The organism is Pseudoduganella danionis, from assembly GCF_009720775.1.
GTDB classification, from domain to species: Bacteria; Pseudomonadota; Gammaproteobacteria; order Burkholderiales; family Burkholderiaceae_D; genus Rugamonas; species Rugamonas danionis.
In genome coordinates, this window is the sequence record NZ_WNKW01000001.1 from 1,032,646 (window position 1) to 1,044,438 (window position 11,793).

11 protein-coding genes are annotated in these 11,793 nt (G+C 60.4%); all 11 read left to right on the top strand.

All coding sequences use genetic code 11. The features are described from left to right. Nucleotides 1-66: 66 nt before the first annotated feature. Nucleotides 67-1,470 (top strand): 3-isopropylmalate dehydratase large subunit, encoded by a 1,404-nt coding sequence (gene leuC / locus GM655_RS04435; protein ID WP_155433378.1) that lies wholly within the window; start codon nucleotides 67-69, stop codon nucleotides 1,468-1,470. Nucleotides 1,471-1,500: 30 nt separating this feature from the next. Then, on the top strand, nucleotides 1,501-1,632 hold the full coding sequence (locus GM655_RS04440; protein WP_155433379.1) for an entericidin A/B family lipoprotein: 132 nt from the start codon (nucleotides 1,501-1,503) through the stop codon (nucleotides 1,630-1,632). A 59-nt stretch (nucleotides 1,633-1,691) separates the two neighbouring features. After that, complete coding sequence (leuD, locus tag GM655_RS04445; protein ID WP_155433380.1) at nucleotides 1,692-2,339, top strand: 3-isopropylmalate dehydratase small subunit; 648 nt, start codon at nucleotides 1,692-1,694, stop codon at nucleotides 2,337-2,339. 20 nt (nucleotides 2,340-2,359) lie between these two features. Then, a complete protein-coding gene (leuB, locus tag GM655_RS04450) occupies nucleotides 2,360-3,430 on the top strand; it encodes a 3-isopropylmalate dehydrogenase (RefSeq protein WP_155433381.1) in 1,071 nt (356 codons plus the stop codon). A gap of 108 nt (nucleotides 3,431-3,538) precedes the next feature. After that, nucleotides 3,539-4,666 (top strand): aspartate-semialdehyde dehydrogenase, encoded by a 1,128-nt coding sequence (gene asd / locus GM655_RS04455; protein WP_155433382.1) that lies wholly within the window; start codon nucleotides 3,539-3,541, stop codon nucleotides 4,664-4,666. 231 nt (nucleotides 4,667-4,897) lie between these two features. Then, nucleotides 4,898-7,540, top strand: coding sequence for a motility hub landmark protein FimV (locus GM655_RS04460; protein WP_155433383.1), 2,643 nt, complete (start codon nucleotides 4,898-4,900; stop codon nucleotides 7,538-7,540). A gap of 116 nt (nucleotides 7,541-7,656) precedes the next feature. After that, nucleotides 7,657-8,460 (top strand): tRNA pseudouridine(38-40) synthase TruA, encoded by an 804-nt coding sequence (truA, locus tag GM655_RS04465; protein ID WP_155433384.1) that lies wholly within the window; start codon nucleotides 7,657-7,659, stop codon nucleotides 8,458-8,460. 19 nt (nucleotides 8,461-8,479) lie between these two features. Then, complete coding sequence (locus GM655_RS04470; protein ID WP_155433385.1) at nucleotides 8,480-9,190, top strand: phosphoribosylanthranilate isomerase; 711 nt, start codon at nucleotides 8,480-8,482, stop codon at nucleotides 9,188-9,190. Then, nucleotides 9,156-10,388: a tryptophan synthase subunit beta gene (gene trpB / locus GM655_RS04475; RefSeq protein ID WP_155433386.1), complete on the top strand. Its 1,233-nt coding sequence runs from the start codon at nucleotides 9,156-9,158 to the stop codon at nucleotides 10,386-10,388. The genes GM655_RS04470 and trpB overlap by 35 nt, the downstream gene beginning before the upstream one ends. Nucleotides 10,389-10,397: 9 nt before the next feature. Then, complete coding sequence (trpA, locus tag GM655_RS04480) at nucleotides 10,398-11,195, top strand: tryptophan synthase subunit alpha (protein ID WP_155433387.1); 798 nt, start codon at nucleotides 10,398-10,400, stop codon at nucleotides 11,193-11,195. A 104-nt stretch (nucleotides 11,196-11,299) separates the two neighbouring features. After that, nucleotides 11,300-11,578 (top strand): BrnT family toxin, encoded by a 279-nt coding sequence (locus GM655_RS04485; RefSeq protein WP_371866701.1) that lies wholly within the window; start codon nucleotides 11,300-11,302, stop codon nucleotides 11,576-11,578. Nucleotides 11,579-11,793: the final 215 nt, after the last annotated feature.

The window sequence follows — 11,793 nt, forward strand, 5'->3', positions numbered from 1 at the left end:
TGCGTTGCACAATATGGCATAATCGAAGTGGATCACTCACACAGGCAGTAGCAGTACTCAACGAATATGATGAAGACGCTTTACGACAAACTCTGGGAATCCCACGTGGTGAAGGCCGAAGAAGACGGCACCACCATCCTCTACATCGACCGCCATCTGGTGCACGAAGTCACCAGCCCGCAGGCTTTCGACGGCCTGCGCGCCGCCAACCGTGCACCATGGCGGGTGTCGGCCAATCTGGCCGTGGCCGACCATAATGTGCCGACTACGGGGCGCGATCAGGGTATCGCCGATCCCGTTTCGCGCCTGCAGGTGGAAACGCTGGACAGCAATGCCAAGTCCTACGGCCTGACCTATTTCAACATGAACGACAAGCGTCAGGGCATCGTCCACGTGATCGGGCCTGAACAGGGCGCGACGCTGCCGGGCATGACGGTGGTGTGCGGCGATTCGCATACCTCCACCCACGGCGCGTTCGGCGCACTGGCGCACGGCATCGGCACCTCGGAAGTAGAGCACGTGCTGGCCACCCAGACGCTGCTGCAGAAAAAATCCAAAGCCATGCTGGTGCAGGTCGACGGCGCGCTACCGGCCGGCGTGACGGCCAAGGACATCGTGCTGGCCATCATCGGCAAGATCGGCACGGCCGGCGGTACCGGCTACTGCATCGAATTCGGTGGCTCCACCATTCGCGCGCTGTCGATGGAAGGCCGTATGACGGTCTGCAATATGGCGATCGAAGCGGGCGCGCGCGCCGGCATCATCGGCGTCGACGACACCACCATCAACTACGTCAAAGGCCGTCCGTTCTCGCCGGTTGGTCCGCACTGGGACCGCGCAGTCGAATACTGGCGCACGCTGCACTCGGACGCCGGTGCGCGCTTCGATCTGGTGGTGACGCTGAATGCCGCCGAGATCAAGCCGCAGGTAACCTGGGGCACTTCGCCGGAAATGGTGCTGGCCATCGATGGCCGCATCCCTGATCCGGACCACGAAAAAGACGAAGTCAAGCGTAACGCGATCGAAAAAGCGCTGGTGTATATGGACCTCAAGCCGAATACCGCCGTCAGCGATATCCGCATCGACAAAGTATTCATCGGTTCCTGCACCAACTCGCGCATCGAAGACTTGCGCGCCGCCGCCGAAGTGGTGCGCGGCAAACAGCGCGCTTCCAACGTCAAACTGGCGATGGTAGTGCCAGGCTCCGGTCTGGTGAAAGAACAGGCCGAACGTGAAGGACTGGACCAGATCTTCCGCGCTGCCGGCTTCGAATGGCGCGATCCGGGCTGCTCGATGTGTCTGGCCATGAATGCCGACCGGCTGGACCCGGGCGAGCGCTGCGCTTCCACTTCCAACCGCAATTTCGAAGGACGCCAGGGTCAGGGCGGTCGCACCCATCTGGTGTCGCCCGCGATGGCTGCGGCAGCCGGTATCGCCGGCCACTTCGTTGACGTACGCAGCCTGCGTTAATTGAACTCTTACGACCCACGAGGCCCCAATATGAAAAAACTGATCGCACTGACTATTCTCGCCATGACCACGCTGACTCTGACCGGCTGCAACACTGTCGCCGGTATCGGCAAGGATGTGCAGAAAGCCGGCCAGGCGGTGCAGGGCGCCGCGGGCCATTAAAACGGACCCCCATGACGGCGCGCAGCCAGGTCTGCGCTGCCGTCCACTTATAGAGCATCATGGATAAATTTACGATTTATGAAGGGCTGGTAGCACCGCTCGATCGCGCCAACGTCGATACGGACGCCATCATTCCCAAGCAATTCCTGAAGTCCATCCACCGCACCGGCTTCGGCCCCAACCTGTTCGACGAGTGGCGCTATCTGGACCACGGCGAACCGGGCATGGACAACAGCAAGCGTCCGCTCAATCCCGATTTCGTGCTGAACCAGCCGCGCTATCAGGGCGCCTCGATACTGCTGGCGCGCAAGAACTTCGGCTGCGGCTCCTCGCGCGAGCACGCACCATGGGCACTCGACCAGTATGGCTTCCGCGCCATCATCGCACCGTCGTTTGCCGACATCTTCTTCAACAACTGCTACAAGAGCGGCTTGCTGCCCATCGTTTTATCCGAATCACAGATCGATCATCTGTTCAATGAAGTCAAGGCCTTCCCCGGTTACCGTCTGGTGGTGGACCTTGAACAGCAGCGCATTTCCACCAGCAATGGCAGCGTCTCCTATCCCTTCGAGATCGACGCCTTCCGCAAATACTGCCTGATGAACGGGCTCGACGATATCGGCCTGACCCTGCGCCATGCCGACACTATCCGTGCTTTCGAAGAGCGCCATCTGGCTAGCCAGCCATGGCTGGCCAATGTCATCTAAACGCTAACCAAGATCTCAACATGAAAATCGCAATTCTCCCGGGCGACGGTATCGGCCCGGAAATCGTCGCCCAGGCCGTCAAAGTACTGAACGTGCTGGGTGAGTCGTTCGAGCTGGAAACGGCACCGGTCGGCGGCGCCGGCTATGCTGCGCACGGCCACCCGCTGCCGGAAGCCACGCTGGCGCTGGCCAAAGCGGCTGACGCCGTGCTGTTCGGCGCTGTCGGCGACTACCAGTACGACAATCTGGAACGCTCGCTGCGTCCCGAGCAGGCCATCCTGGGCCTGCGCAAGCAACTGGGCCTGTTCGCCAATCTGCGTCCGGCGATTCTGTACCCTGAACTGGCCGGCGCTTCGACGCTGAAGCCGGAAGTGGTGTCCGGTCTGGACATTCTGATCATCCGCGAACTGACCGGTGATATCTACTTCGGCCAGCCGCGCGGTGTGCGCGAGTGCCCGGACGGCCCGTTCAAAGGCCAGCGCGAAGGTTTCGACACCATGCGCTACGCCGAAGGCGAAATCCGCCGCATCGCCCACGTGGCGTTCCAGGCTGCGCAGAAGCGTGACAAGCGCCTGACCAGCGTGGACAAGGCCAATGTGCTGGAAACCTTCCAATTCTGGAAAGACATCGTGATCGACGTGCACAAGGAATATCCGGACGTCGCGCTCGAGCATATGTATGTCGACAACGCCGCCATGCAACTGGTGCGTGCACCGAAGAAATTCGATGTGATCGTGACCGGCAATATGTTCGGCGATATCCTTAGCGATGCCGCCGCGATGCTGACCGGTTCGATCGGCATGCTGCCATCGGCTTCGCTCGATGCCAATAACAAGGGTCTGTACGAACCGTCGCACGGCTCGGCACCGGACATCGCCGGCAAGGGCATCGCCAATCCGCTGGCGACCATCCTGTCGGCGGCCATGATGCTGCGCTTCTCGCTCAACAAGCCGGAACAGGCTGACCGTATCGAGAACGCCGTCAAAGCCGTGCTGGCGCAAGGTCTGCGTACTGCCGATATCTACGAAGCCGGCACCACCAAGGTGGGCACGGAAGAAATGGGTAACGCCGTCGTGAAAGCGCTGGTGTAAAGAAGCTGGTGTAAAGAAGTAAGCACCGGGACTGACTGCCGCAACAGCTGGGGAAAGCCAAGCTACAGCAGTCCCGTTCGGGAAGAAACTGAAACTCAAGGAATGATTATGAAACTGGTAGGCTTGGTAGGTTGGCGTGGTATGGTCGGTTCGGTGCTGATGCAGCGTATGCAGGAAGAGGGCGATTTCGCCCACATCGAGCCCGTGTTCTTCACGACTTCGAATCCCGGTGGCGATGCCCCCAAGATGGCGAAGAATGAAACCAAACTGAAAAGCGCCACCGATATCGACGAACTGAAAAAGTGCGAAATCATTATTTCGTGCCAGGGCGGCGATTACACCACCGAAGTGTTCCCGAAACTGCGCGCAGCAGGCTGGAACGGCTACTGGATCGATGCGGCGTCGACGCTGCGTATGGAAAAAGATGCCGTGATCGTGCTCGATCCGGTGAATATGCACGTGATCAAAGACGCGCTGGGCAAGGGCGTGAAGAATTTCATCGGCGGTAACTGCACGGTATCGTGCATGCTGATCGGTCTGGGCGGCCTGTTCCAGAACAATCTGGTCGAGTGGATGACGTCCATGACCTATCAGGCAGCATCGGGCGGTGGCGCCCAGCACATGCGCGAACTGCTGACCCAGTTCGGCACCATCAACAGCGCGATCAAGCCGCTGCTGGACAATCCTGCTTCGGCGATTCTGGAAATCGACCGTCAGGTGCTGGCAACCCAGCACGGTCTGAGCGCTGACGAAACCAAACAGTTCGGCGTACCGCTGGCCGGCAATCTGATTCCTTGGATCGACAAGGATCTGGGCAACGGTCAGTCGAAAGAAGAATGGAAAGCCGGCGCGGAAACCAACAAGATTCTGGGTCTGGGTGCCGATTTCGGTTCCAAGCCGATTCCTGTCGACGGCCTGTGCGTGCGTATCGGCGCGATGCGCTGCCACTCGCAGGCACTGACCATCAAGCTGAAGAAAGATGTGCCGCTGGACGAAATCACCGACATCATCGCGTCCGCCAACCAGTGGGCCAAAGTCGTGCCGAACACGCGTGAAGCATCGATGAAAGACCTGTCGCCAGCCGCCGTGACGGGCGGTCTGACGATACCAGTGGGCCGTCTGCGCAAGCTGGAAATGGGTCCGGACTACCTGTCGGCCTTCACCGTGGGTGACCAGCTGCTGTGGGGCGCGGCCGAACCGCTGCGTCGCATGCTGCGTATTGTTCTGGACAACTAAGTAGTTATTCAGGCAGTTTCAGTTTTTTACGGGCGTTCGATCGTCCGAGTTGAAGGGGTTTTCTCTCTATGCTCTCATAGGGAAAACCCCTTTTTTTCGTCTAAAGTAGGCGTAGACGTGACAACTAGCCCGTCATACATCGTGCAAAGCTTGCGTGCCTCAAAGCATGATGATATGTTGGGATATCTGGGAAAGTAACATTTTCCCTCTGACAACCTAATGCTGCCCACTATGCCTGTACCGAATCGTTCCCGCTTTGCCTCGTTTGCGTTGAAAACTCTCACTGGCGCGGTTGCCAGTGCGGTGCTGGTGGCGTCTGCCCATGCGGCCGGACTGGGTAAGCTGACGGTGCTGTCCTCGCTGGGCCAGCCGCTGCGCGCCGAGATCGAGCTGACTGCCGTCACGGCTGATGAAGCGGGCGCGCTGGTGGCCAAGCTGGCGCCAGCCGATGCCTACCGCGTCGCCAATATCGATTTCAATCCTGCCTTGCTGTCGTTGCGCTTCGATGTGGAACAGCGTGCTGGACGTCAGGTGATCAAAGTCAGTTCCAGCCAGCCTATCAACGAGCCTTTCGTCGACATGCTGATGGAGCTGAACTGGAACGGCGGCCGCATCGTGCGCGAATACACCTTCCTGCTCGATCCGGCCGAAATGCGCGCCACGCAGGCGCCGCAAGTGGCAGCGCCAGTTGACCTGGGCCGTCCACTGCCAGCCGCACCGAGCGCGCCGGCACCTGCCGCCGCAGCGGCCAGCGCTGCAGCACCGGCCGCTGCGGCCGCGCCAGCCCCTGCGGCTGCGCCAGCTACGCCGGCGCCATCTGCTGCACCAGCGCCTGCCCCTGCAGCCGCCGCCTCGACACAGCCTGCGAGCGAATACACGGTCAAGAAGGGCGATAGCCTGAGCCGCATCGCCAGTCAGGTCAAGCCGCAGGATGTTTCGCTCGACATGATGCTGGTGGCGCTGTATCGCGCCAATCCGGAAGCTTTTGCTGGCAACAATATGAACCGTCTGAAGTCGGGCCAGATACTCGCCGTGCCGGGCAGTGACGATATCCGCAGTAGCGCGCCCGAAGGTGAAGCACGCGGCGTAGTAGTGGCCCACGCGGCCGACTTTGCCGCCTACCGTGCCAAGCTGGCAGGGCAGGTGGCTGCGAGCACGCCGGCCAAGGAAGCCGATCTGAGCCAGAATGTGACGGGCAAGATCACGGCCAAGGTGGAAGAAAAGCCGAATGCCGTCAATGCGGCCAAGGATAAGCTGACCCTGTCGAAAGCAGCCAGCGGTACGCCCGAACAGGGCAAGACTGGGCTGGCCGTCGAAGACAAGATCGCCAAGCAGAAAGAGCTGGAAGAAGCCGACGCCCGCACCAAAGAGCTGGAAAAGAATGTGCGCGATTTGGAAAGCCTGATGGCCATGAAGAGCAAAGTGGCGGCCCAAGCTTCGGTTTCGGCATCAGCTTCCGCATCGGCATCGGCATCGGCTTCCGCCTCCGCCTCGGCGGCAGCTTCGGCACCGGCCAAACCCAAGCGTACGCTGGTGCTGCCGCCGAAGAAACCGCCTGAGCCTAGCATCTTCGAAATCCTGATGGATAACCTGCAGTATGTCGGCATTGCGGCCGCCACGCTGTTGGCCGGTGGCGGTGCGCTGATTGCTGCACGGCGCCGGCGTAAATTCGAAGTGCCTAAGGAAGAAACCATTGCGGTCGAAGATCCGGCGCTGACGGCCCATTCCCTGATCGAGGAGACGGGGGGGCAGAGCGTCGATACCAGCAACAGCGTGTTCAATTCCAATTTTGCACCGTCGGCCAGCCAACTCGATACCAATGAAGTTGATCCGGTCGCGGAAGCCGATGTGTATATCGCCTACGGCCGTGATGCACAGGCGGAAGAAATTCTGAAGGAGGCGCTGCGCGTCAATCCAGAGCGCCATCCAGCCCGCCTGAAGCTGCTGGAAATTTACACGGCTCGCAAGGATGCGCGCGGTTTCGAAGAGCAGGCTGAAGAGCTGTATGGTCTGACCCGTGGCGAGGGGGAAGAATGGGCCCAGGCCGCTGCCATGGGGCAGGCACTAGATCCGGCCAATCCGCTCTACACGCGTGGTCCGGATACTTCGGCACCGCCGGCACCGGCAGCAGAAGTCGCGGCCGACACGTACGCTGCCAGCGCCGATAGCGCCATGATGAATTTTGATAGCGGCATGGAGACGGCATTGCCGCAGGCTGCCGATGCGGCTATTTCGCCGGCCTCGGTGGCGGCCGAGAACAGCAATCTGATGGACTTCGATCTCGGTGGTCTGAGCTTCGAGCCCGTGGCCGATGCGCCTGCGGCCATCGAACTGCCAGCCAGCGCAGCGGAACCTGAGGTAGCAGCTGCGGCCGAAGCGCCGGCCATACCGGATCTGGACTTCACGCTGGATCTGCCGGGTGAGCCTGCACCGGCTGCTGCAGCGGCCAGCGATCCGCTCGATCTGGATCTGGCCGGCTTTGATCTGCAGGTGCCGGTGGCGGATACTGCTGCTGCAGCCGCCGCTGATGCCGCTGCCGCACAGGTCGATGATGATCTGGCCAACCTGCTGCAGGCAGCGGAAGAAGTTACGCCAGCACCAGCACCAGCGGCACAGGAATTCGACCTGTCCAGCATCGATCTGGATCTGCCGGAAGTGGCCAGCGCCGCGCCAGAGTCGGCGGCGGCCGACGCGGCAGCGGACGAGCCTATGTCGGCCCAGCATATGGAAATGGATACCAAGCTGGATCTGGCCGTGGCTTATCAGGAAATCGGCGACAAGGAAGGCGCGCGCGAACTGTTGGAAGAAGTGCTGCGCGGCGGTAACTCTAGCCAGATCGCCAAAGCCAACACCATGCTGGCCCAGCTCGGCTAAGCATGGACGGGACGGCGCCGCTGCCGCTGCACGGCGTTCGGCGCCCGTCTGGGCCCGCCATGCCTGTCCTTGTGCCCGTATATAATGGCTGACTCAGAGAACAGATCGGGCAGCAATTGAAACGGATAGTAATCGGCGTCCAGTACGACGGCAATGCATGGCAGGGCTACCAGAAGCAGCCGAGTGGCCTGACCGTGCAGGACAAGCTGGAAGAGGCACTGGAAAAATTTGCCACGGTAAAGCTGGCGACCACCTGCGCGGGACGCACCGACGCCGGTGTGCACGCGCTGGAGCAAGTGGTGCACTTTGATACCGAACTCGAACGCGAAGATCATGCGTGGGTGCGCGCTGCCAATGCGTTTTTGCCGCCTTCGATCAGCGTACGCTGGGCCAAGCAGCTAGAAGGCGATCCGGCCGCGCTGGACTTTTTCCATGCGCGTTTCAGCGCCCATTCGCGCACCTACCATTACGTCTTGCATAACCATCCCGTGCGTAGTGCTTTGCTGGCCGGGCGGGCCGGTTTCTTCTTCCGTCCGCTCGACGTGGAACTGATGCAGCAGGCCGTGCAGCCGCTGATAGGCTGGCATGATTTCAGCGCGTTCCGCGCGGCGCAATGTCAGGCCAAATCGCCGATGAAGCTGATGCACGAGATCAAGATCCGCCAGCAGGGCGAGCTAATCGTATTCACCATCACGGCCAGCGCCTTCCTGCACCATATGGTGCGCAATCTGGTCGGTTCGCTGGTCTACGTCGGCAGCGGGCGGGAACCCCCGGAATGGCTGGGGCAGTTATTGGAAAGCAAAGATCGCACGCAGGCGGCGCCCACTTTCATGCCTGATGGCCTGTATCTGGCCCGCGTCGGTTACGATCTGAAATGGCAACTGCCGCAAGAAGCGGATAGTCCCCTCGTCTGGTTTTAAACGGCTTTGAAGGATAAGCATGGCACGCACCCGTATCAAGATTTGCGGTCTGACCCGCCTAGAAGATGTGCAGGCGGCCGTGGCTGCGGGTGCCGATGCCATCGGCTTTGTGTTCTATCCGAAGAGCCCCCGTTATGTCACGCCTGAGCAGGCCGCGGCGCTGATCGCTTGCGTACCGCCCTTCGTCACCTGCACGGGGCTGTTCGTGAATGCCTCGCCGGAAGAAGTAGCGGCCACAGTGGCCATCGCCCCGATAGGTCTGATCCAGCTGCATGGCGACGAGACGGTGGCCGAGTCGGCCGCCATCGCGGCTGCTGCGGCGCGCCCCTATGTGCGCGTATTCCGCGTCAAACCTGACACAGCGCCCGCTGATTTGCTAGAATACGAGCAACAATGCCGCGCTGCCGGTCCCTGGTTCACCAGCCTGTTGCTGGACACCTATGTGGATGCCTACGGTGGCGCTGGGAAGGGTTTTGATTGGTCTCTCATTCCAAAAGAGCTCGCGCCTCGGGTCGTTTTGAGTGGTGGCTTGAGCGTACACAACGCCACTGACGCAGTGTGCGAGGTACGTCCCTACGCCGTCGATATCAGCAGTGGTGTCGAAGCGGCCAAGGGGATCAAGGATGGCCGCAAGATTGCTGCATTTGTTGCAGCCGTGCGTGCCGGAGATGACTTAATCGAGAGAGCAACCCATCATGAATGCGCCAGCGCAGCCCCTGTTCCACGCTAAAGATTACGATTTACCCGATAACCGCGGCCACTTCGGCCCTTACGGCGGTTCCTTCGTCGCCGAGACGCTCACCTACGCTCTGGCCGAACTGAATCAGGCCTACGAGAAGTTCAGCCAAGATCCCGAATTCCTTGAAGAGTTCCGTTACGAACTCAAGCACTTTGTCGGCCGTCCTTCGCCCGTCTACCATGCCAAGCGCTGGTCGCAGCAGATCGGCGGCGCGCAAGTGTTCTTCAAGCGCGAAGACCTCAACCATACGGGCGCGCACAAGATCAACAACGTGATCGGTCAGGCCCTGCTGGCCAAGCGCATGGGCAAGCGCCGCATCATCGCCGAGACGGGTGCCGGCCAGCACGGCGTGGCCACGGCCACCATCTGCGCGCGTTTCGGCCTCGAATGCGTGGTCTACATGGGCAGCGAAGACGTCAAGCGTCAGGCCCAGAACGTCTACCGCATGAAGCTGCTGGGCGCCACCGTGGTGCCGGTGGAATCGGGTTCGAAAACCCTCAAGGATGCGCTTAACGAAGCCATGCGCGACTGGGTAACGAATATCGAAAACACCTTTTACATCATCGGCACGGTGGCCGGTCCCCATCCTTACCCTATGCTGGTGCGCGACTTCCAGTCCGTGATCGGCGAAGAGTGTCTGGTGCAGATGCCGGAAATGACGGGCCGCCAGCCGGACTACGTGGTGGCCTGTATCGGTGGCGGCTCCAATGCCATGGGGATTTTCTACCCTTACATCGACGAGAAGCAGGTGCGTCTGGTGGGCGTGGAAGCGGCCGGTGAAGGTCTGGATGGCGACAAGCATGCGGCTTCGCTGACCAAGGGTTATCCGGGCGTCTTGCACGGCAACCGCACCTATCTGCTGCAGGATGAAAACGGCCAGATCATCGAAACCCATTCCGTTTCTGCGGGTCTCGACTATCCGGGTGTGGGACCGGAGCACGCCTATCTGAAGGATAGCGGCCGCGCCCAGTACGTTTCCATTACGGACGAAGAAGCACTGGCGGCTTTCCATGACTGCTGCCATATCGAAGGCATCATACCGGCGCTGGAATCGTCGCACGCGCTGGCCTATGCCTTCAAGCTGGCGGCCACGCTGCCAGCCGATCAGATTATTCTGGCCAACCTGTCGGGTCGGGGCGACAAGGACATGCATACGGTAGCTGAACGTATGGGTTTGAATTTCAATTAAGGAGCCGACATGTCCCTCATCGCACAAACTTTTGCCGAGTTGAAGGCACAGAACAAGACGGCTCTGATTACGTTCATCACGGCCGGTGATCCGGCACCGAATCTGACGGTGCCGCTGATGCATGCCATGGTGGCTGGTGGCGCGAATATTCTCGAACTCGGTGTGCCGTTTTCCGATCCGATGGCGGAAGGCCCCGTGATCCAGCGCGCGTGTGAGCGGGCGCTGGCACAGGGTGTGGGCATCATGGATGTGTTCGCCATGGTGGCCGAGTTCCGCAAGACCAATCAGCACACGCCTGTCGTACTGATGGGCTATGCCAATCCTATCGAACGTATCGGCCCGGCGCGTTTCATCGCCGAATCGCAGCAAGCCGGTGCCGACGGCGCCATCGTGGTGGATTACCCGCCCGAAGAGTGCGTCGAGTTTTCCGCTGCCATGCGCGCGGCCGGACTCGATCTGATCTTCCTGCTGGCGCCCACCTCGACCGAGCAGCGCATCGCGCAGGTGGCTCAGGTCGGTGGCGGTTTCAGCTACTACGTGTCGCTGAAAGGCGTGACGGGCGCAGGCAATATCGACACGGTGGAAGTGGCCGAGCGTCTGAAAGCGATCCGCCAGCACGTGGCGCTGCCTATCGGTGTCGGTTTCGGTATCCGCGACGGTGCGACCGCACGTGCCGTGGCCGAAGTGGCTGATGCTGTGGTGATCGGCAGCCGTATCATTCAGGAAATCGAAAACGTGGGCGCGGAGCAAGCCGTGTCGGCGGTTGAGACTTTCGTGGCCGGTATCCGCAGCGCGCTCGATGCCTAACTGCGCAGCATAAACTCCCTCTGTGCGCGCGTTTGGCGCACATCAAATTCCGCGGCTCACCTTGCTCCATAGTGCACTACTGACTATGGTGAAAGTGAGCCGCGGTGCGTTTTCTTTCCGATCCCAACAAAGCCCGCCTGAATCTGCTCAAGCACCGCGTCAGCTTCGACGAGGCGGCGACAGTGTTTGACGATGAATATGCCTATGGCTGGCCTGATAGCGAGCACCCGGAAGCGGAGCAACGCATGTGTATTCTGGGTATCAGTGCCCATGGGCGGATATTGCTTGTTTGTTATTGCTGTCGATCGTTTAATAACATCAGGATCTATTCTGCTCGCAAAGCCAATGCTCGTGAGAAGAGGGAATATCTAAGGAGAAGATGATGAACAGACCGGAAGTTCCATGGAGTGAGCGGCAGGTGATACCTAATCCGTTTGCGGAAGAGCTATGTTGCAAAATCAACCTCACGCTGCCAAGGAAAGTTGTCGCCTATTTTGAGGAAGTCGGGAAGCAGACAGGCTGGCCGGCGGAGCGGGTCATAGAGTTGTATCTGAGAAATATGGCATTTACTGGCCGCAAAATCCCCATGGATGTCGTG